The sequence below is a fragment of the Pseudomonas sp. EggHat1 genome (assembly GCF_014892995.1).
Classification (GTDB): domain Bacteria; phylum Pseudomonadota; class Gammaproteobacteria; order Pseudomonadales; family Pseudomonadaceae; genus Aquipseudomonas; species Aquipseudomonas chaetocerotis.
In genome coordinates this window covers 53531-73467 of the sequence record NZ_JACKQK010000013.1, presented here as the reverse complement: position 1 = coordinate 73467, position 19937 = coordinate 53531, and the positions used below count along the sequence as shown (strand labels likewise).

At 64.5% G+C, this 19937-nt stretch carries 16 protein-coding genes and 3 tRNA genes; 5 read left to right on the top strand and 14 right to left on the bottom strand.

Going from position 1 to position 19937, the window contains the following annotated elements; all coding sequences use genetic code 11:
- Positions 1-17: 17 nt before the first annotated feature.
- From INS93_RS19175 to INS93_RS19160, 4 genes are all read right to left on the bottom strand, one after another.
- Positions 18-2768, bottom strand: a complete 2751-nt coding sequence (locus INS93_RS19175; protein WP_192984920.1) for a hybrid sensor histidine kinase/response regulator — start codon at positions 2766-2768, stop codon at positions 18-20.
- Positions 2769-2926: 158 nt separating this feature from the next.
- On the bottom strand, positions 2927-4126 hold the full coding sequence (locus INS93_RS19170) for an osmoprotectant NAGGN system M42 family peptidase (protein WP_037000027.1): 1200 nt from the start codon (positions 4124-4126) through the stop codon (positions 2927-2929).
- Positions 4127-4188: 62 nt separating this feature from the next.
- A complete protein-coding gene (gene ngg / locus INS93_RS19165; protein WP_192984918.1) occupies positions 4189-5928 on the bottom strand; it encodes an N-acetylglutaminylglutamine synthetase in 1740 nt (579 codons plus the stop codon).
- 130 nt (positions 5929-6058) lie between these two features.
- Complete coding sequence (locus INS93_RS19160) at positions 6059-7828, bottom strand: N-acetylglutaminylglutamine amidotransferase (protein ID WP_192984916.1); 1770 nt, start codon at positions 7826-7828, stop codon at positions 6059-6061.
- Positions 7829-7936: 108 nt separating this feature from the next.
- Here INS93_RS19160 and INS93_RS19155 point away from each other — a divergent pair, with 108 nt between their 5' ends.
- The 4 genes from INS93_RS19155 to INS93_RS19140 all read left to right on the top strand — a co-directional run bounded on the left by INS93_RS19155 (position 7937) and on the right by INS93_RS19140 (position 8879).
- Positions 7937-8410 (top strand): MarR family winged helix-turn-helix transcriptional regulator, encoded by a 474-nt coding sequence (locus INS93_RS19155; protein WP_160017498.1) that lies wholly within the window; start codon positions 7937-7939, stop codon positions 8408-8410.
- Between the two features lie 96 nt (positions 8411-8506).
- Positions 8507-8582, top strand: a tRNA-Val gene (locus INS93_RS19150).
- A 35-nt stretch (positions 8583-8617) separates the two neighbouring features.
- Positions 8618-8694 (top strand) — tRNA-Asp (locus tag INS93_RS19145).
- Between the two features lie 108 nt (positions 8695-8802).
- Positions 8803-8879, top strand: a tRNA-Asp gene (locus INS93_RS19140).
- Positions 8880-9423: 544 nt separating this feature from the next.
- Here INS93_RS19140 and INS93_RS19135 read toward each other — a convergent pair.
- The 10 genes from INS93_RS19135 to INS93_RS19090 all read right to left on the bottom strand — a co-directional run bounded on the left by INS93_RS19135 (position 9424) and on the right by INS93_RS19090 (position 17693).
- On the bottom strand, positions 9424-10311 hold the full coding sequence (locus INS93_RS19135) for a metal ABC transporter solute-binding protein, Zn/Mn family (protein ID WP_192984914.1): 888 nt from the start codon (positions 10309-10311) through the stop codon (positions 9424-9426).
- Positions 10308-11207: a metal ABC transporter permease gene (locus INS93_RS19130; RefSeq protein WP_192984912.1), complete on the bottom strand. Its 900-nt coding sequence runs from the start codon at positions 11205-11207 to the stop codon at positions 10308-10310. The genes INS93_RS19135 and INS93_RS19130 overlap by 4 nt, the downstream gene beginning before the upstream one ends.
- Positions 11204-11956 (bottom strand): metal ABC transporter ATP-binding protein, encoded by a 753-nt coding sequence (locus INS93_RS19125; protein ID WP_192984910.1) that lies wholly within the window; start codon positions 11954-11956, stop codon positions 11204-11206. The genes INS93_RS19130 and INS93_RS19125 overlap by 4 nt, the downstream gene beginning before the upstream one ends.
- Positions 11953-12879, bottom strand: a complete 927-nt coding sequence (locus INS93_RS19120; protein ID WP_192984908.1) for a metal ABC transporter substrate-binding protein — start codon at positions 12877-12879, stop codon at positions 11953-11955. The genes INS93_RS19125 and INS93_RS19120 overlap by 4 nt, the downstream gene beginning before the upstream one ends.
- A 17-nt stretch (positions 12880-12896) precedes the next feature.
- On the bottom strand, positions 12897-13463 hold the full coding sequence (locus INS93_RS19115; RefSeq protein WP_160017503.1) for a DUF6162 family protein: 567 nt from the start codon (positions 13461-13463) through the stop codon (positions 12897-12899).
- Entirely contained in the window at positions 13460-13780 is a 321-nt protein-coding gene (locus tag INS93_RS19110; RefSeq protein WP_160017504.1) for a hypothetical protein, read from the bottom strand. Before INS93_RS19110 ends, INS93_RS19115 begins: the two co-directional genes overlap by 4 nt.
- On the bottom strand, positions 13777-14319 hold the full coding sequence (locus INS93_RS19105) for a thiamine pyrophosphate-binding protein (protein ID WP_192984906.1): 543 nt from the start codon (positions 14317-14319) through the stop codon (positions 13777-13779). Before INS93_RS19105 ends, INS93_RS19110 begins: the two co-directional genes overlap by 4 nt.
- Positions 14316-15512 (bottom strand): PepSY-associated TM helix domain-containing protein, encoded by a 1197-nt coding sequence (locus tag INS93_RS19100; protein WP_192984904.1) that lies wholly within the window; start codon positions 15510-15512, stop codon positions 14316-14318. Before INS93_RS19100 ends, INS93_RS19105 begins: the two co-directional genes overlap by 4 nt.
- Positions 15513-15636: 124 nt before the next feature.
- Positions 15637-16680 (bottom strand): AraC family transcriptional regulator, encoded by a 1044-nt coding sequence (locus INS93_RS19095; protein WP_192984902.1) that lies wholly within the window; start codon positions 16678-16680, stop codon positions 15637-15639.
- Positions 16671-17693 carry a carbon-nitrogen hydrolase family protein gene (locus tag INS93_RS19090; RefSeq protein ID WP_192984900.1) on the bottom strand — a complete coding sequence of 341 codons (1023 nt, stop codon included), beginning with the start codon at positions 17691-17693 and terminating at the stop codon, positions 16671-16673. Before INS93_RS19090 ends, INS93_RS19095 begins: the two co-directional genes overlap by 10 nt.
- Before the next feature lie 201 nt (positions 17694-17894).
- Between INS93_RS19090 and INS93_RS19085 the strand changes: the two genes are divergently transcribed.
- Positions 17895-19928, top strand: a complete 2034-nt coding sequence (locus tag INS93_RS19085) for an NADPH-dependent 2,4-dienoyl-CoA reductase (RefSeq protein ID WP_192984898.1) — start codon at positions 17895-17897, stop codon at positions 19926-19928.
- Positions 19929-19937: the final 9 nt, after the last annotated feature.

Here is a 19937-nt window from a genome sequence, read left to right as displayed (position 1 = left end):
CCGTGCTGCGAGTTCTCTCAGTGCACCATGCCGGGTCGCTTGAGATGGCGCTCCAGCGTGCTGTAGAGCAATGCGCTATCCAGCGGTTTGCCGAGAAAATCGTCCATGCCGGCATCCAGGCCGTGCTGGCGGTGCTCCTCGAGGATATGCGCGGTCAGCGCGATGATGGGCACGGCAGCGAGATGCTGGCTGCGCTCCAGGCGGCGAATCTGCCGGGTGGCTTCGAAGCCGTCCATCACTGGCATTTCGCAATCCATCAGGATCAGGTGCACGGCAGCCGGGTCGCGACCATATTCGTCCACCGCCGCCTGGCCGTCGGTTACCAGGCGCACGCTGTAGCCACGTTTTTTCAAAAAGCCCTGAACCACCAGTTGGTTCACTGAATTGTCCTCCGCCACCAGAATGCAGGGGGCTTCGCTGTTGTCGCTGCGTATTTCTCTGACCAACTGATGTACCTGTGCTCTGGGTTCTTCATACAGCCCGTTCAAGGCCTGGCGCAGTGCGTTGATCGCCACTGGCTGGGCCAGGTGTTGCAGGCGTAGTTCGTGGCTTGCCGGCAGTTGCTGGCAGGCCTCGGGCGGGCAGACCAGCAGCACGCGCTGTTGCGCCTGCAGCTTGGGCCTGAGTGAGTCAAGCCAGTGGTTGACGCCACCTGGCCAGGGCGCCATCAGCACCAGCAGTGGCGGCGCCGCGAAATCCTCCAGGTAGTCCTGCAGGCGCTCCGGCGTCTGGCAGCGCTCGGTACGCATGCCCCAGCGTCCGAGCAGGCGGCTCATGGCATCCAGACCAAGGCCGTCGAGCGAGGCGAGCAGGGCGGTGCGTCCGGCGAGCAGGCGGCTGAGTTCGTCGGGTGCTTCCTGTTCGGCCAGCAGCGGCATGTCGAAAGCGAAGCGAGTGCCCTGGCCAAGAGTGCTCTGCACCTCGATTCTGCCGCCCATCATCTCCACCAGCTCCTTGCTGATGGCCAGCCCCAGACCGCTGCCGCCATAGCGGCGGGTGGTGCTGGAATCGCCCTGAGCGAAGGATTCGAACAACTGCGCCAGTGCCTGCTCACTAATGCCGATACCGCTGTCGCTGACGGCGATCACCAGATGCGGGTTGCCATGGCTGTCGCTGCGGCGGCTGACGCTGACCGCCACATGGCCTTCGGCAGTGAACTTCAGGGCGTTGCTGAGCAGGTTCATCAGGATCTGTTTAAGTCGCGTCGGATCACCCTGAATGCGCCGTGGCACGCCGTTCTCCAGGCTGACGTAGAGGCGTAGGCGTTTATCCAGGGCCTGGCCGGTGAACAGGCTGAGTGTTTCGGAAATCATGTCTTCGAGATCGAACTCGATCTGCTCCAGACTGAGCTTGCCGGATTCGATGCGGGCGTAGTCGAGGATGTCGTTGATCACTGCCATCAACGAACTGCCGGAGCTGGAAATGGTGTCTACGTAGAAGCGCTGGCTACGATCCAGAGGCGTTTCGCGCAGCAGCTGCAGCATGCCCAGCACGCCGTTGAGCGGGGTGCGGATCTCGTGGCTCATCTTGGCCAGGAAACGGCTCTTGGCCTGGCTCTCGAAGGCGGCTTGCTCGGCGGCACGGCGCGACTGGAAGCCTTCTTCCTTGAGCAGGTTGATGCGGTCGGCAAGACCGATGGACAGGGTGATCAGCTCGATGGTCACACCGATTTTCACCACCGTGGCGCCGAATACGCCGAACACTTCCAGCCCCAGGGAGCCAGTGGTGGCCTGGATGAAGGCGAACAGCAGGATGGCCCAGGCCAGGGTGTAGTAGGAGCCATAACGCACGCCGCGACGCCATACGTAGAGGCCGGTCAGCAGCAGGATCAGCGACACCAGTGATACGGTAACGCTGGCCAGGATGTTCCAGGCGGCGAAGCCGATCAGTGGCACCGACAGCAGGCAGCCGACGCAGATCAGCATCAACAGACGCAAGCCGGTATCCAGGAGCGGGAAATACTGGCGCGCGTGCAGGAAATGGCGGCTGAACTGGATGGCCGTAAGGCAGTGCACGTACATCAGGATGTAGATGCTGACCGACTGCAAGGCCACGTGCTCGGGTAGCAGCTTGAACAGCATGCCGTCGAAGCAGGCCGCGAGCAGACCGACGTTGAGGTTATAGGCCAGGTACCAGAGGTAGGCCGATTCGCGCAGCGACAGGTAGAGGAACAGGTTGTAGCAGAACATGGCGAACAGTACGCCGTAGAACGCGCCGTTGAAGCCCATCAGGTTTTCCTGCGCGGCTGCGCTGGCACCGTAGGTGGCGAAGAACAGCGGCACGAACACTGTGCTGCTGGTTTCCACGCGGATCAGCAGGGTGCTGACACCAGGCTCCAGCTGCATGGGAAACCAGAAGTTGCGCACCTGTACCGGCCGCTGGGAGAAGGCGAAGCTATCGCCGCTTTCCTGTTCCAGACGCTTGCCGTCGGGTCTGATCAGGTGAACCTGAAGATGATCGAGCAGCGGATAATTGACTTCGAGATAGCCGCCCAGCTCATGCTCAAGCGCATTGACCAGGCGAACCTTGAACCACCATACGGATGCGTTCTTGCCAAGGTTGGCGTGTTCGCCGCCGGGGTTACGGAAGGCATTGTCATCCAGTGCCCGCACCTGCTCGACGCTGAGGGTGCCGTCCACGTCTTCGTAGTAGCCGGTGTAAGGGCCCAGGGATAGACGCATGTCATCGCTATCGAGCGGCGCAGGCGTAAGGGCCCAACTTGGGCAGGCAAGCCAGAACAGCAACAAGGCCAGAAAGACGCGAGGCATCCGTGAACCTCAGAAGGCCATGAGAGATGGCCGGAGTGTCATGTTCAACGTCGCTTGGCGACGGCCCGAAGGTTGGCCACTGACGCAGGCCAGAAAAAGGGGAGCTGATGCTCCCCTGTCGTCCTTTCGTGTCACTTTGCCTTTATGCGCTGAACCCTTCAAGCGTCCCGATCATGTTGCCCGACCAGGCTGTCCACAGGTGGGACACGGGTATCGCTTTCCATCTGCGCATCGTGCTCCAGCTGATGGCTGAAGCGCTCCAGCGAGCCCTGCGCCGGCTGGGCGTCACTGGCGAATACCGGCGGGCTCATCATGTAGGCGGTGAGCAGGCGGCTGAGTGCCTTGAGGCTGTCGATATGGGTGCGTTCGTAGCCATGGGTAGCGTCGCAGCCGAAGGCCAGCAGCGCCGTGCGAATGTCATGGCCAGCAGTGACCGCCGATTGCGCATCGCTGTGGTAGTAGCGGAACAGGTCGCGCCGTACCGGTACTTCCTGCTCGGCAGCCAGACGCAGCAGCTGGCGTGATAGGTGATAGTCATAGGGGCCGCCGGAGTCCTGCATGGCCACACTGACGGCATGCTCGCTGGACTGCTGGCCCGGCGCGACCGGGGCAATGTCGATACCGACGAATTCGCTGACATCCCAGGGCAGGGCAGCGGCGGCGCCTGAGCCGACCTCCTCGGTGATGGTGAACAGCGGGTGGCAGTCGATCATCGGTTGCAGGCCGTGGTCACGAATCGCCTTGAGCGAGGCCAGCAATGCGGCGACGCCGGCCTTGTCGTCGAGGTGACGGGCACTGATATGACCACTTTCGGAAAATTCCGGCAGCGGGTCGAAGGCGACGAAATCACCGACGCTGACGCCCAGTGAATCGCAATCGGCGCGCGTGGCGCAGTAAGCGTCCAGGCGCAGTTCGACGTGATCCCAGCTCACCGGCATGGTGTCTACGGCGGTGTTGAAGGCGTGCCCCGAGGCCATCAGGGGCAGCACGCTGCCGCGAATCACGCCGTTGTCGGTGAACAGGCTGACACGGCTGCCCTCGGCGAAGCGGCTCGACCAGCAGCCCACCGGCGCCAGGCCGAGACGGCCGTTGTCCTTGATCTCGCGAACGATGGCGCCAATGGTGTCCAGGTGCACGGAAACGGCACGGTCGAAACGCTCGTACTCGCTCTGGCGCCCGCGCAGGGTGGCGCGGATGGTGCCGCGGCGGGTCAGCTCGAAGGGGATTTCCAGCTCTTCGAGACGCTCGGCGACGTAGCGCACGATGGTGTCGGTGAAACCGGTAGGGCTGGGGATGGCAAGCATCTCCAGCAGTACCTTCTGCATGTAGTCGAGATCGGGTTCGGGTAGTTGTTGCATGCAAGCTCCTCGGCGTTGGGTTTCCCTTCTCCCGAATGTGGGAGAGGGCCGGGGGAGAAGGCTCAGCTTGGTGTCTGGCTGAGCGGGAACAGCAGATCGACGAAGCGCTCGGCGGTTGGCTGCGGTTCGTGGTTGGCCAGGCCGGCGCGTTCGTTGGCTTCGATGAACACGTACTGCGGCTGGTCGGCAGCGGGCACCAGCAGGTCGAGGCCGACCACGGGGATTTCCAGGGCGCGCGCGGCCTTGATGGCGGCGTCACGCAGGGCCGAGTGGAGGATCGCGGTTACATCCTCCAGGGTGCCGCCGGTGTGCAGGTTGGCGGTCTTGCGCACGGCCAGGCGTTCACCGGCTGGCAACACGCTGTCGTAGTCGAGGCCGGCACCGTGCAGGGTGCGCAGGGTTTCTGCGTCCTTGGGGATGCGGCTTTCGCCACCAGTGGCTGCCTGGCGACGACGGCTCTGCGCATCGATCAGCTTGCCGATGCTGTGGCGGCCATCGCCAATGATTTCGGCTGGGCGGCGAATGGCTGCGGCCACCACTTCGTAGCCGATCACCAGCACACGCAGGTCGTGGCCTTCGTGGTAACTCTCCAGCAGCACGCGCTGGTCGAATACTCGGGCGCGCTCTATGGCTTCCTGCACCTCGCCCGGCGTACGCAGATCGACCGCCACGCCCTGGCCCTGTTCGCCGTCGACCGGCTTGACCACCACCGAACCATGCTCGGCGAGAAACGTGGCGTTATCTTCAGCACTACCGGCCAGGCGTTGCGCCGGCACGCTGAGGTCGGCGCGCGACAGGGCGCGATGAGTCAGGCGCTTGTCCTGGCACAGGGTCATGCTGACTGCACTGGTCAGGTCGCACAGCGATTCGCGGCAGCGGATGCGTCGGCCGCCGTGGCTGAGGGTAAACAGTCCGGCATCGGCGTCGTCCACCTGCACCTCGATGCCGCGGCGCAGTGCCTCGTCGACGATGATGCGTGCATAAGGGTTGAGCTCGGCCTGTGGGCCGGGGCCGAGGAACAGCGGCTGGTTGATGCCGTTCTTGCGCTTGAGGCTGAAGGTCTGCAGCTCGCGGAAGCCGAGTTTGGCGTAGAGCTTCTTGGCCTGCTTGTTATCGTGCAGCACCGACAGGTCGAGGTAGCTCAGGCCACGGCTCATGCCGTGTTCGATCAGATGCCGGACCAGCACCTCGCCGACGCCTGGGCGGCTGCATTGCGGGTCGACTGCCAGGCACCAGAGGCTGCTGCCGTTTTCCGGGTCACGGAAGGCACGCTGATGGTTGAGGCCCATGACGCTGCCAATCACCGCGCCGCTGTCTTCATCCTCGGCCAGCCAGTAGGTCGGGCCGCCCTCGTTGTAGGGAGTGAGTTTGGCCGGGTCGATCGGCAGCATGCCGCGGGTCTGGTACAGGCAATTGATCGCCTGCCAGTCCGCGTCGTTCTGCGCTCGGCGAATGCGAAAGCCACGGAAGCTGCGGCGCGCCGGGCGGTAATCGGTGAACCACAGGCGCAGGGTGTCGGAGGGGTCGAGGAACAGTTGCTGTGGCGCATGGGCTAGCACCTGGTGCGGTGCAGCCACATACAGCGCGATATCGCGCTCGCCTGGCTGCTCGCCCAGTAGCGACTCGGCCAGCTCGCTGGCGTCGGGGTAGGTATGGCCGATCAGCAGGCGGCCCCAGCCGCAATGAATGGCTTGTGGCTGGCTGGGCTGACTGGTGTGATCCTCGGCCAGGCGTGCCTGCAGACGCTCGTAAGAGGGTGTCTGGCCGCGCAGCAGGCGTTGGTTGAAGGCAGTGGAGCGCATGGAATAGTCCCTGTCCGTGTTCACGACGTCCGGTCCGAGCCGGATCGTCATTGAGTCGCGACAAATCCCGGCTTTACCGGGCTACGACCATTGATCCTGCAGGAGCGACCCGAGGGCCGCTCCACATGAGTTACAGACCCTGTTCGCTCAACCAGAGGTTGAGCGCCGCGAGCTGCCACAGCTTGGAGCCGCGCAGCGGGGTGAGCTGGCTCTGCGGGTTGGTCAGCAGCTGATCGAGCATGGTCGGGTTGAACAGACCACGATCCTGGCTGGGGTCGAGCAGCAGGTCGCGCACCCAACCCAGGGTGGCGCCCTCCAGGTGCTTGAGACCCGGTACCGGGAAGTAGCCCTTGGGCCGGTCGATCACCTCGCTGGGGATGACCTTGCGCGCCGCTTCCTTGAGCACATGCTTGCCGCCGTCAGGCAGCTTGAACTGCGCCGGAATGCGCGCCGACAGTTCGGCCACGCGGTAGTCGAGGAACGGCGTGCGCGCCTCCAGCCCCCAGGCCATGGTCATGTTGTCCACGCGTTTGACCGGGTCGTCGACCAGCATCACCGTGCTGTCCAGACGCAGGGCCTTGTCCACCGCTGCATCGGCGCCGGGCATGGCGAAGTGCTCGCGAACGAACTCGCCGGCCATGTCACCAGTCAGCCAGGCAGGCTGCACGCAGGCCGCGTATTCGTCGTGCTCGCGGTCGAAGAAGGCGGCGCGGTAGGCAGCGAAGGCATCGTCTGCGCCATCGACCTGCGGGTACCAGTGGTAGCCAGCGAACAGCTCGTCGGCGCCCTGGCCGCTCTGCACCACCTTGCAGTGTTTGGCTACTTCACGTGAGAGCAGGTAGAAGGCGATGCAGTCGTGGCTGACCATTGGCTCACTCATGGCGCGGAAGGCCTGCGGCAACTGATCGAGAATCTCGTGCTCGCCAATGCGCAACTGGTGGTGGCGGGTGGCGAAGCGCTGGGCGATCAGATCCGAATACTGGAATTCGTCACCACGCTCGCCGCCGGCATCCTGAAAACCGATGGAGAAGGTCAGCAGGTTCTCCACACCGGCTTCGCGCAGCAGGCCGACCAGCATGCTCGAATCGACGCCGCCGGACAGCAGCACGCCGACGTCCACGGCCGCGCGCTGACGAATCGCCACGGCTTCGCGCATGGTGTCCAGCACCTGCTCGCGCCATTCTTCCAGGCCGTAGCCGGTTTCATCGCCTTGCGGGCCGAATTGCAGCGTCCACCAGGTGTTCTGCTCGACCTTGCCGTCGGCGTCGATGCGCATCCAGGTGGCCGGCGGCAGCTTCTCCACGCCCGCCAGGATGGTGCGCGGTGCCGGCACCACGGCGTGAAAGTTCAGATAGTGGTTGAGGGCGACGGCATCCAGCGTCTTGGCGATATCGCCGCCTTGCAGCAGGGCTGGCAGCGACGAGGCGAAGCGCAGGCGCTCGCCGGTACGCGACAGGTACAGAGGCTTGACGCCGAGACGGTCGCGGGCGATGAACAGGCTTTGCTTGTCACGTTCCCAGACGGCGAAGGCGAACATGCCGTTGAGCTTGGGCAGCAGCTTTTCGCCCCAGGCGTGATAGCCCTTCAGCAGCACCTCGGTGTCACCGCCGGAGAAGAAGCGATAACCCAGCGTCTCAAGCTCGGCGCGCAGCTCGGGGTAGTTGTAGATGGCGCCGTTGAACACCATGGACAGGCCGAGATCACTGTCGATCATCGGCTGGCCAGAGGCTTCGGCCAGATCCATGATCTTCAGTCGGCGATGGCCCAGAGCGATGGGGCCCTGACTGTGGAAGCCGTGGGCGTCGGGGCCGCGAGGGGCCAGGTGGTGGGTGATGCGTTCGACTGCCGCCAGGTCCGCGGGGCGTCGATCAAAACGTAGTTCTCCAGCTATTCCGCACATAGTTCCTTACCGGTGTTGCCGTTGGGGAGTGGCTCGTGGTCGAGCCTTTTACACCAAAACAAAAAAATGCTTTCATGTCAAAGTTTTGGTTGTTATGAATTGGTGCTTATGACCGATAAAAAAGTTCCTGTTGAAATAGATTTGTCATCTGTCATGGCCTTCGAGATGCCCCTGTTCCAGGCTCTGCGGCGCTTGCAGCAGGCGGGTGAGGTGCATGCCAAGCGTCTGGCTCGCTTCGGCGGACTGACGCCCATGCAGTTGATGGTGCTGCAGGTGCTGGCCAGCGAGACGCGGATGACTGCCAGTGTGCTCAGCAGTCGCGTCAGCCTCACTGCGGCGACGCTTTCCGGTCTGCTCGATCGTCTCGAGGAGCACGGCCTGCTGCAGCGTCAGCGCGATGATCAGGATCGTCGCCGGCAGTGGCTGCTGATCAGTGCTGCCGGGCGTGAGTTGATCCGGCAGGCGCCGTCGTTGATGCCGCCAGAATTCAACCAGCGTTTCGCCGCACTGGCCGATTGGGAGCGCCATAGCCTGACAGCAGCGCTATTGAGGGCGGCCGAGTTGTGTGGAGAGATGGAATGAGGTGGGCGGTGAATCCGTCTTTTTCAGAAAAAATTCAAGCAGGGTGTTGACTTAGCATCGCCGCCTGCATAAAGTGCGCGCCTCGCTAAGGCACATGGGTGATTAGCTCAGCCGGGAGAGCATCTGCCTTACAAGCAGAGGGTCGGCGGTTCGATCCCGTCATCACCCACCATAGCCTTAGAGAGAAGGACGAAAGTCCACCGACGCGCAGCGGTAGTTCAGTCGGTTAGAATACCGGCCTGTCACGCCGGGGGTCGCGGGTTCGAGTCCCGTCCGCTGCGCCATTATTTCCCAGATCGATGTTTCATCGGTTTGAGATGGCAGAGTCCGCAAGGGCGCCATCAGATGCAATAAAGCTTCAAGAGTTTTCTGGACGAAAGTCCAACCGACACGCAGCGGTAGTTCAGTCGGTTAGAATACCGGCCTGTCACGCCGGGGGTCGCGGGTTCGAGTCCCGTCCGCTGCGCCATATACGAAACCCGCTGATCGCGAGATCAGCGGGTTTTTTATTGGCCGCCGTTTGTGCGGCTGCTTCTCTGTGGCAGGCGTTCGAGCGGCAAGCTTTGCATGCTTGTCATCGGCTAAAGCCGTTCCCACGCAGACAGCTCCTGGCCAGTGTCGATGGCCATTTCTCCTGCCCGCGACTTTTCGTCATATTGCCTTCATACCGCCGCTCTAGCCTGATGGGCATGCACCTTGTGTCGTCGTTGAACGGATCATGCGGGAGGGTCGAGTAATGGATGATTATCAGGAAGAACTGCTGGAGCTGAGCGCCCTTGAGCAGGGCGCAGTGGATGGCGTCGAGGACGCTACCGAGCTGTAAGGGCCTGTCCAGGCCCTGCTGCGCGTCAGCACTGCTGCGTTGAAAACAGGCTCGTGTGCGGGGCCGATCCGGATGAGGCGCTGCTCAAGCGGCTGCCGCTCGCTCTAATGGCGCGGATGCAATCCGGGGCGCGGCATTCCCGGATTTCATCCGGGCTACTCAGGCCCCGGGCAGAGACTTTGGGCTTCGATCAGGGCGACAGGGCGTCTAGTACCTGGCCGATGGCCGTTTCCAGCCCGGCGACGGGTGCTTGCTGGTTGTCTTCGATCAGCACCAGGCGGCTGCCGCCGTCGCTGATCGCCTTGGCCAGATCGGCCGGCGGCTGGCGCTGGACAAACACGACAGCGACGTCGTTGTCCCTTAGCTCGGCGCTAAGCTGCGCCAGGTTTTCGGCCGTCCATTCGGCGTCCGTCGCCACGCTCAGCTCGACAAGGTCGAGGTTGAGGCCGTCGATCAGGTAGTCGAAGTGATCCGACAGGCTGGCCACACTCAGGTTATCCAGCTCTGCCAGGCGGCTTTCGCTGGCGGCGCTGAGTTTGAGCAGGCGCTGCTTGAGCGTCGCCAGGTTGGCCTCGATCTGCGGTTTGGCCTCAGGTGCCAGGCGGTTCAGGTCGGCGGCGATCACATCGGCCATGCGTCCCAGGTTGTTGATGTTGAGCCAGGGCTGGCTAGCCAGGGCGTCACCGCCGTCGCTGCGCAGGGCGATGCCGGGCAGGGCGCCGTCCACCGGACGTGCGCCGTCAACTTCGACGATGCGGATGTTGCTGCGCCGCGCCAGCGGGTAGAGCGGGTCGTCCGGCCACAGCGAGCGCAGGCCGATCACGGCGTCGGCGTCGCGCGCGGCCTTGTCCAGTGCGCCCGCGCCACGGCCGGCGAAGTACGAGGGTTGGCGGCTGGCCGGCAAGTTGGCCGGGGCGGCGCGTTGCAGCTGCACGGCGCTGCCGTCGAGCAGGCTGGCGCCGAGACCGTAGGTGATCGGCAGGCTGGCGAGAATGCGCACGGGCTGTGTTTCGGCGTGCAGCGGACCGGCGAGCAGGGCGCAGGCGGCGAGGGCAAGGCTCAGGCGTTGCAGGGTCATCCCAGGTTCCCTTTCAGACTAGGCAGTGTGCCGCGTGCGATGGCGGCGATGGCGAAGGCGAGGCCGGCGACCATGATGATCGCGGCGCCGGAGGGGACCGGCAGCTCCAGGGCGATCGGCAGAAAGATACCGGCCAGTGTGCTGCAGGTGGCGATCAGTACCGATAGCCAGAAGAAGCCCTTCAGTGATTGGCTGAGCAGTCGTGCCGCGGCAGCCGGGATCACCAGCAGAGCGCCGACCAGGATGGCGCCGATGACCTTGACTGCAGCCACGGTGACCAGCGACACCAACATCACGAACAGGTAGTCCAGCGGCTTCACCGCGACGCCACGCACGCTGGCCAGTTGCGGGTTGAAACTGGCCAGCATGATGCGGTTGTACAGCGGCAGTGCCAGGCCCAGCACCAGCAGCGAGACCAGCGCCAGCACCGCCAGGTCCTGGGCGTTGACCGTCAGCACTGAGCCGAACAGTACGTTCTCCAGGATATGGATGTTGATCTTGCCGGCGAGCACCAGCAGCAGGCTGGCGCCGACCGCCAGCGACACCGAGAGGAACACGCCGATCAGGGTGTCCGGCGCCAGGCCGGTGCGGTTGCGCAGGTAGTTGAGCAGGATGCCGAACAGCAGGCAGTAGCCGAACAGGCTGCCGTAGGGGCCGGTGTATGGCTCGCCAAGCAGGATGCCGATGGCCACGCCGGTCAGCGCAGCGTGGCCGACCGCCTCGGAGAAGAAGGCGAAGCGCTTGACCACCACCAGCGTGCCGAGGCCGCCGAGCACCGGACCGATCAGCAGGCCGGCGAGCAGGGCGTTGACCACGAAACCGTAGGCCAGGGCCTCGGGCAAATAGCCGGCGCTGGCCCAGGCCTGGATCGCCAGGCGGATGTCTTCGAAACTCATGACGAGGCCTCTTGCTGGCGCGGATGACTGGAGAACAGTTCGAGCAGGCGCTCGGGGGTAAGCACCTGCTGTGGCGTATCGTCGAACAGCACGCGGCGGTTGAGCCCGGTGACGCGGTCGGCGAGGCGACCGACGGCCTGCAGGTCGTGCTCGATCCACAGCACCGTGGTGCCGGCCTGGCGCCAGTCGCGCAGCAGTTGCTCGAACACCTGGACGCCGGGCTCGTCTAGCGCCGACATCGGCTCGTCGAGCACCAGCAGTTGCGCCTCGGGTACCAGACCCTGAGCCAGTAGCACGCGCTGGCGCTCACCGCCGGACAACGCGCCCATGCGCCGCTTGCGCTTATCGAGCATGCCGACCCGTGCCAGCGCCTGTTCGATGGCCGGGGCGTGGCGCCGCGACAGCCCGAGGAAGGCCGGGCGGCGTTGGCACATGGCGGCCATGAAGTCATCCACCGTCATTGGCAGGCCGCGATCGAATTCCAGTGCCTGCGGTACATAGCCGATGGTCCCGGGGCTGGCCGGCCAGTGCAGGCGTAGCTCGCCCTGGTGCGGCATCTGCCCGAGCAGGGTCTTGATCAGCGAGCTCTTGCCACCGCCGTTGGGGCCGACCAGGGCGTGCACGCTGCCGGCGCGCACCTGGAAGCTGACCTTGTCGAGAATCCGTGTGCGGCCGAGGTTGAGATCGATGCCGGTGAATTCGATGCCGGGGCCCTGCAGGCGCGGCGGCGCAATTTCGAGCGCGGTCATACGCCTTCGTCCTGAATGGCGCGTACCACGGTGTCGAGATTGCGGGCCATTTCCTCTTCGTATTTACCGGCGGTGTACTCGCCATAGGAAATATGCGTCAGCGGGTAGATCTTCACGCCAGACTCACGATGGATGGTGTCGACGTAGCTGGAGGGGAAATCCATCTCGGAAAAGATCACCTGCACGTCCAGTTCCTTGAGCTGGTCGATGGTCTTCTTCAATTGGCTGGGGCTCGGCTCGATGCCGTGGGCCGGTTCGACCACTGCGGTGACTTCCAGGCCGAACTCGCGCAGCAGGTAGTCGTAGGCAGCGTGGATGGTTGCCACGCGAAGCTCGCTGCCCTTGGCGTCGGTCAGCTTGCCCAGCGCTTCGGCGCGCAGTCCGCGCAGGCGCTTGCCGTAGGCACGGGCGTTCTGGCTGTAGAACTTGGCGTTGTCCGGGTCGAGCTTGCCGAGTTCGCGGGCGATGTTGTTGATCTGCGCGATGGAGGCGGTGATGGAGAGGAAGGTGTGCGGGTTGACCACCTTGCCGGCGCCGCGCGCGGCCTGGCCGGTGGCGGCGAGCAGAGGCACGCGGGCGTTGGCCTCGATCACGGGGACGTCCGGCTTCTCGCTGACGGCGATCATGCGGTCGGCGAAGTCGTCATGGCCGACGCCGTTGAGCACCACCACGTCGAGGTCGCCGATGCGCTTGATGTCCTCGGCGCGCGGCTCGTAGGCGTGCGGGTTGAAGCCAGCCGGGATCAGCGGCACCACGTCGGCGCGGTCGCCAACGATATTGCTGACGTAGCTGTAGTAGGGGTGCAAGGTAATGCCGATACGCAGGCGGTGGTTGTCGGCACTGGCGAGCGCGGGGGCGAGGGCGGCGCCCAGGCTCAGCAGCAGGCTGGCCAGCAGGCGGCGGGAGACGAAGCGAGAGGGCATGGAGGGGTTCCCGATATTCAGTGGCGATGCTGGCGGGTGACGCCGGCGTCGTATTGGCTGGCGACCTGGCGCCAGCCGGCGGCGATCAGGGCATCGGCATGCAGGTTCTGTGGGGCAACGACATCGCTGGAGCGGTTGAGCCAGATGTCGGCATCCGCTGGGCTTGCCAGCAACAGAAAGGAGCCGGCGACGGCGCTGTCGCCGCTCAGACCCTGGTAGGCGTAGTCATCGCCGACATGCAGCAGCTGCCAGACATGGTGGCCGCGGGTGGCGGTGCTGGAGTCGTTGGTGAAGGGCGGAATGCCTTCTTCGGCCAGTTGCTGCGGCTCGGGCAAGGTCTGCAGTTCGTCCTGCAGCATCAGGATCTCGTCGAGGGCTACGACCAATTCGGTATGGATACCTTGCTCGGCAGCGTTGAGGTCGCGGCGGGCATCGATCTGGTGGGCGGCGACGCTTTCTTCCTCGTGACTCTCGCTGCGCAGGCTGATGACTGTTGCGGCCAGCAGGATGATCGACAGGCTGAGGACGGCTACCCACAGGCTTTCATGCCCGGCGCCAGCCGGGCGTACCACTTGGGTGGTCATTGGCTGGCGATTTCCGTGTGGTCGATTTCCACGACGTGGCCGGGGCCGGCGTCGAACAGTACGTAGAACTCGCCATCCGGGCGCTTGAAGCTGAGCCTGGAGTCATCGCCGAGTTTGCCGGGCACCAGCACCTCTTCTTCGTAGCTGATCACGTCGAGGGTCACGCCGGGGGCGCCACTGCCGTCGGAGAAGCCGCCGGTGCAGACGATTTCGCCGGTACCGTGCTCCTCGCATTCGCAGATCGGGTTGTGCGCGAGAGCCAGAGGGGACAGGCCGGTACAGAGCATCAGCAGACCGATGCGGGCACTTTGGATCATGGTTTGTCTCCTTGTTGTTTCAGCCAGGCGAGGGTGGCGGGCGAAGCCTCGGCCAGCGGGATGGATGCCTGATGTACTGTGCCGTCCCAGCCCTCGGCGGTGATCCACAACTCGGCGTCGGGCTTGGTGCGTGGCGGAATGGGAATGCTCGTGCCCATGCGATAGGGGCTGCCGAAGAACAGCCCCCCGGCAGCGCGCAGGCTGCGCGGCTTGCCGATGCGCAGGTAGACCACCTTGACCTGGCTGATGCACGCCTGGCACAGCGCGGCGTTGAAACTCTTCATATAGCCGGCCGGACCTTCCAGTTGCGGCGGCTGATTGCGGAATTCGGCCAGGCGCAGGCTCCAGGGGCCGACCTGGACTTCGCCGAACTCACGCTCGCCGAGGCCGCTGTCGCCACGGAACAGCGCGACATCCTGGAAGTACTTGGGCATGAAACCCAGCGGGATCAGCACCAGCAGCACATTAATGTGGAAGCGCCACTTGTACCAAAAACGGCCCAGAGCGGACGGGGCAGGGGCGATTGCGGCCTTGCTCATGGGCGGCTCTCCGAGATTTCACGGGTGGCGACGATCGGGACCGGCTTGGCGGCGCGTGCCGGCCGCTTAACCGCAGCGACCGTGGCCTGGGCGGTGCGCTTGGTCCAGATCAGCAGGCCGCTGAGCACCATCATGCTCAGCAGCAGGCCGAAGACGAACCACAGCAACTTGACCCACAGGCCACCGAAGTCGCCGGTGTGCAGCGGACGCATGGACTCGGTGACGAACTCCAGACCGGAGCGGTCGCTGAGCAGGCGGGTGGAGTCGATGTCGCCGTTGTAGGGGTTGATCGAGGCGGACTGGAACATCAGCGGATACCAGCCACGGCCCCAGACCGAATAATGGCCATAGGCATAGCCGGGCAGGCTGACGAAACTTGGCTCGAGGCCCGGGATGATGTCTGTGGCCTTGAGCACGGCGGCGTCCAGGCTGATGCGCGGCACTTCGGCAGCGCTCGGCGCCAGCGGCACTTCCTCGCGCGCCACCACCGGCGGTACGCCTTCGGTGGAGATCGACACGTGGGTATCGCCGAGAATCGCCTGGATCAGGAACCAGATGCCGGTGATGGAAATGACCGCGATGAACCAGATCGACCAGATGCCGGAGAGGCGGTGGAAGTCGCCCCAGAAGATGCGCGCACCCTGGCCCACGCGCAGGCGTGGGCTGAAGAAGCCTTTCCAGAACTTCTTGTAGACCACCAGGCCGGTGATCAGCGACAGCAGCATCGGCAGACCCATCAGCGACACCAGGTACCAGCCCCAGCTGTAGCCGTTGGTGAACGGCACCAGCCACCAGCCATGCAGGGCACGGGTGAACTGGCGGAAGTCGAACTCCGGGCTGACGCCCTGGATCGCGCCGCTGTAAGGGTTGACGTACAGCAACGGCGAGCTGCCGTCGGGATAACTGACACGCGCGGTGAGGGCGAAGTGATCTTCGTCCGGGCGGCCGATGGATTGCACGATCAGCTCCGGCTCGGCGCGATTGATCGCTTCCAGTACCTGGCCGAAGCTCAGGCGCTGTGCATCATCGGACGGCTTGCTGGCGCGCACGTCCGGGTTGGCCAGCCAGACGATCTCCTGGCTGACCGTTGCCAGGGTGCCGGTGACACAGATGATCAGCAGGAAGAACCAGACCGGTAGGGCCAGCCAGCTGTGGACGAGAAACCAGAGTCTGGAGCGGGATTTCTTGGACATGTTCGCGGGGTCGTTGGCGCGCACGGCAAGGCCGGCGCGGAATGAAAGGAGTAAGAAGCGACCGCAAACGCGGATGAAAAGGATTCTAAGTTGCGAACGCTTGGTGATCAAGGTTGCTGTTTGATCAGCTTGCTCTGCGCTGCGCGCGGCGGTAGTCGCCCGGCGTTTGCCCGAGCCAGCGTTTGAAGGCGCGCTGGAAGGCTTCGGCCGAGGCAAAGCCGAGCAGGTAGGCGATCTCGCCGAAGGCCAGCTCGGTATCGCGGATATAGGCAGTGGCCAGGTCGCGGCGGGTGTCGTTGAGGATGGTGCGAAACTGCGTGCCTTCCTCGGCCAGCTTGCGCCGCAGTGTCCAGCTCGGCAGCTGCAGGCTGCGCGCTACTTCCTGCAGATCCGGCTCGTGGCCGTGCAATAGCGGGCCGAGCAGTTGGATGACCCGTTCGCGCAGGCTGCGTGTGCGGGTCAGTTGCTCCAGTTCGCGTTCGCACAGCTCCAGTAGGTGCCGCCAGGTGCCAGGGCAATGTTGTGGGTTGCGCAGGGCCAGGGTTTCGCTGCTAAGGCGCAGGCGATTGGCGCCAGCGCTGAACTCCACGGGGCAGCCGAACAGCGCTTCGTAGCGTTCGCCGTAGTCCGGTGCAGGAAATTCGATCTCGACCTTTTCCGGGGTGATGGATCGGTCGACCACCTGGCTCAGGTTGGTCTGCCAGCCGGCCAGCACCGAATCCACCACGAAACGGTTGTAGGCGTTGTACGGACTGATGGAATAGAAATGCAGCCAGGCGCCGCGGGCATCTTCGCGCAAGTCCGAGCGACCACGATAGTTGGCGGCGTAAAGCGGCTCGAAGCGGGTCAGGGTGCGTGCTGCTTCGCGCAGATCAGGCGCCTGCGCGGCGCAGATGCCGGCCAGGCCAACCTGGCTGAGGTGGCTGTGCCGCCCCATTTCCAGCCCCAGCGCGGGATTGTTGCACAGGGCAATGGCGCTATGGCCAAGGCGCATGAAGCGTGGAATCGACAGGCGTGCGCGCGGCTCGCTCAGGCGTGCGGCATCCAGACCAAATTGCTCGAAGAGGGGTTCGGGGCGCTGACCCTGTTCGCGCAGTGCGTCGGCCAGCGCCTGAGTGAAGCCGACGGAGAGATCGCCGAGGCGAACGCGTGATGCTTTTATAGCCATAGATTGATCAGTTGCGCGCCGCGCTCGCTGGCGGCTCGTTCGCTGCGTCCGGCATCGAACACCATTGCCTGGGGCTGACCGCTACGCTCCCACAATCGGCCGCGCAGGTGGACTTTCACTCCCGCACGAATGCCGTGGGCCTGCAACTGTTCGGTGAAGTCGACGTCGTCCGTCTGGCCATCCAGGTCGCTGGGCATGGCCAGCAGCTCTACTGCCTCGCCATCGATTGCCTTCGCCTGGAATTGGTCGAGAGTGCCGCCTAGCAGTACGCCAAGCCGGCCTGCCGGAGTCTCCAGTACCTGCAGGGCGTCTGGCGCCTCGGTGGCGAGTGCGCCGGCACTGAAGGCGTGGCGTTGTGGCTGGCCCTGCGGGTTGCCGGCCCGATCGAATACCAGGCTGACGTTGTAAAGCGGGCCGCAGCCGACTTCGAGGTGACCCCGTTCCACGCGGGGCTCGGGCAGAACGATGGAGCCTGCAACCAGGGTGATCTGGTAATCGCGGGCCAGATCGCCAAACAGCTGTTGGTAGTCACGCGCCATGGTCTTGGCCTTGGTGCGCAACATGGCGTCGTCCAGGCGTGCGTCGCCTGCAGCACTGAACAGCGCACCGAGAAAGTCCAGCGGATTGCTCGCCGCCAGCCAGTGCATGGCCTGACGGCGCTCGGCGGCACGATAAAGCTCTTCCTTCTCGCCGACGGCGAGCAGCCAGGTGCCGATATGTTCGGGCAGCACGACGACGGTGCGTGCGTTGAGCATGCCCAGGTCGCGGGCGTGGTCCAGATAGGCGGCTAGCTTCAGGCGCAGGCGCGCGAGGCTCTGGTAGTCGGCGGCGAACAGTTCCGGCTGGATACCCAGCAGATTGCCGCGCGGGCCGGGTTGGCCGATATCGAGCGCAACCTGGCTGCGCAGGTCGGACAGGTAATGACTGGTGGGGCGCTGCGCGAGCCAGTGGGCGTAGCTGCCGAGACCGGTCAGCAGGGCGAGCGCGAGCAGGAGGGTGATCAGTAGGCGCATTGGTTCTTTTCGGTTTGATTGCGGTGCAGGTTAGGTCGGTCGAGCCGCGCTGCCAAGATCTATTGCTAGTTTTGATCATTATCTTGTTAGTTTCGATCATTGAGCATGGCTGGCAGCCTCTTTATCGTCTGGCTCCATAACCGACCGCGTGACCATGAGACCGCGGCAATCCGTGAACTGCACCGCGATGTGGAGAATTCCATGACTGCTCGTTACCCGCACCTGCTGGCCCCGCTCGACCTCGGCTTCACCACGCTGAGCAACCGCACGCTGATGGGTTCCATGCACACTGGCCTGGAAGAGAAGCCGGGCGGCTTCGAGCGCATGGCGGCCTACTTCGCCGAGCGCGCCCGTGGCGGCGTCGGTCTGATGGTCACCGGTGGCATCGGCCCGAACGAGGAGGGCGGCGTGTATTCCGGCGCGGCCAAGCTGAGCACGGTGGAAGAGGCCGAGAAGCACAAGATCGTTACCCAGGCCGTGCACGAGGCGGGCGGCAAGATCTGCATGCAGATCCTGCATGCCGGGCGTTATGCCTACAGCCCCAAGTCCGTGGCGCCGAGCGCCATCCAGGCACCGATCAACCCGTTCAAGCCGCGCGAGCTGGACGAGGAAGGCATCGAGAAGCAGATCCAGGACTTCGTCAACTGCGCCGCGCTTGCCCAGCAGGCTGGTTATGACGGCGTCGAGATCATGGGTTCGGAAGGCTATTTCATCAATCAGTTCCTGGTCGCCCACACCAACCAGCGCACCGACCGCTGGGGCGGCAGCTACGAGAACCGCATGCGCCTGCCGGTGGAGATCGTGCGTCGCGTGCGCGAGGCGGTTGGGCCGAACTTCATCATCATCTACCGCCTGTCGATGCTCGATCTGGTCGAGGGCGGCAGCACCTGGGACGAAATCGTGCTACTGGCCAAGGCCATCGAAAAGGCTGGCGCGACGATCATCAACACCGGTATCGGCTGGCACGAGGCGCGTATCCCGACCATCGCCACCAAGGTGCCGCGTGCGGCTTTCACCAAGGTCACCGCCAAGCTCAAGGGCGAGGTGTCGATCCCGCTGATCACCACCAACCGCATCAACACCCCGGAAGTCGCCGAGCAGGTGCTGGCCGAGGGCGATGCCGACATGGTGTCGATGGCGCGCCCGTTCCTTGCTGACCCGGACTTCGTCAACAAGGCGGCAGAAGGCCGCGCGGATGAGATCAACACCTGCATCGGCTGCAACCAGGCCTGTCTGGACCACACCTTCGGCGGCAAGCTGACCAGTTGCCTGGTCAACCCGCGCGCCTGCCACGAGACCGAGCTCAACTACATCCCCACCGCCGCGGTGAAGAAGATCGCCGTGGTCGGTGCCGGCCCGGCCGGGCTGGCGGCTTCCACCGTCGCCGCCGAGCGCGGCCACAGCGTGACCCTGTTCGATTCGGCCAACGAGATCGGTGGGCAGTTCAACGTGGCCAAGCGCGTGCCGGGCAAGGAGGAGTTCTTCGAGACCCTGCGCTACTTCAAGCGCAAGCTGGAAACCACCGGCGTCGACGTGCGCCTGAACACCCGTGTGTCGGTGGACGATCTGCTCAAGGGCGGCTTCGACGAAATCATCCTGGCCACCGGTATCGCCCCGCGTACGCCGGAGATCCCGGGGATCGAGCATGCCAAGGTGATCAGCTACCTGGACGCGATTCTCGAGCGCAAGCCGGTCGGGCAGAAGGTGGCGGTGATCGGTGCCGGCGGTATCGGTTTCGATGTGTCCGAATTCATCACTCACCAGGGCAAGGCCACCAGCCTCGACCGTGATGAGTTCTGGAAGGAGTGGGGCATCGATACCGCGCTTGAGGCGCGTGGTGGCGTGGCGGGCGTCGAGGCGCATCCGCATCCGGCGGCGCGCCAGGTGTTCCTGCTGCAGCGCAAGAAGTCCAAGGTCGGCGATGGCCTGGGCAAGACCACCGGCTGGATTCATCGCACCGGTCTGAAGAACAAGAACGTGCAGATGCTCAACAGCGTCGAGTACGTGCAGATCGACGATGCCGGCCTGCATATCCGCATCGCCGGCGGCGAGCAGCAGGTGCTGCCGGTCGATACCGTGATCGTCTGCGCCGGTCAGGACCCGCTGCGCGAGCTGCAGGAAGGCCTGGAGAGCGCCGGTCAGCGCGTGCATCTGGTCGGCGGCGCGGATGTCGCTGCCGAGCTCGATGCCAAGCGGGCGATCAACCAGGGCTCGCGCCTGGCGGCTGAGCTCTGATCGACGCAA

Coding starts and splice junctions, on each gene's coding strand:
- INS93_RS19120 (WP_192984908.1), bottom strand. CDS start 12,879: ATGCCCTCTCGCTTCGTCTCCCGCCGCCTGCTGGCCAGCCTGCTGCTG.
- INS93_RS19175 (WP_192984920.1), bottom strand. CDS start 2,768: ATGCCTCGCGTCTTTCTGGCCTTGTTGCTGTTCTGGCTTGCCTGCCCA.
- INS93_RS19105 (WP_192984906.1), bottom strand. CDS start 14,319: ATGAGCAAGGCCGCAATCGCCCCTGCCCCGTCCGCTCTGGGCCGTTTT.
- INS93_RS19130 (WP_192984912.1), bottom strand. CDS start 11,207: ATGAGTTTCGAAGACATCCGCCTGGCGATCCAGGCCTGGGCCAGCGCC.
- INS93_RS19110 (WP_160017504.1), bottom strand. CDS start 13,780: ATGATCCAAAGTGCCCGCATCGGTCTGCTGATGCTCTGTACCGGCCTG.
- INS93_RS19125 (WP_192984910.1), bottom strand. CDS start 11,956: ATGACCGCGCTCGAAATTGCGCCGCCGCGCCTGCAGGGCCCCGGCATC.
- INS93_RS19100 (WP_192984904.1), bottom strand. CDS start 15,512: ATGTCCAAGAAATCCCGCTCCAGACTCTGGTTTCTCGTCCACAGCTGG.
- INS93_RS19155 (WP_160017498.1), top strand. CDS start 7,937: ATGACCGATAAAAAAGTTCCTGTTGAAATAGATTTGTCATCTGTCATG.
- INS93_RS19170 (WP_037000027.1), bottom strand. CDS start 4,126: ATGCAACAACTACCCGAACCCGATCTCGACTACATGCAGAAGGTACTG.
- INS93_RS19090 (WP_192984900.1), bottom strand. CDS start 17,693: ATGCGCCTACTGATCACCCTCCTGCTCGCGCTCGCCCTGCTGACCGGT.
- ngg (WP_192984918.1), bottom strand. CDS start 5,928: ATGCGCTCCACTGCCTTCAACCAACGCCTGCTGCGCGGCCAGACACCC.
- INS93_RS19085 (WP_192984898.1), top strand. CDS start 17,895: ATGACTGCTCGTTACCCGCACCTGCTGGCCCCGCTCGACCTCGGCTTC.
- INS93_RS19135 (WP_192984914.1), bottom strand. CDS start 10,311: ATGACCCTGCAACGCCTGAGCCTTGCCCTCGCCGCCTGCGCCCTGCTC.
- INS93_RS19115 (WP_160017503.1), bottom strand. CDS start 13,463: ATGACCACCCAAGTGGTACGCCCGGCTGGCGCCGGGCATGAAAGCCTG.
- INS93_RS19160 (WP_192984916.1), bottom strand. CDS start 7,828: ATGTGCGGAATAGCTGGAGAACTACGTTTTGATCGACGCCCCGCGGAC.
- INS93_RS19095 (WP_192984902.1), bottom strand. CDS start 16,680: ATGGCTATAAAAGCATCACGCGTTCGCCTCGGCGATCTCTCCGTCGGC.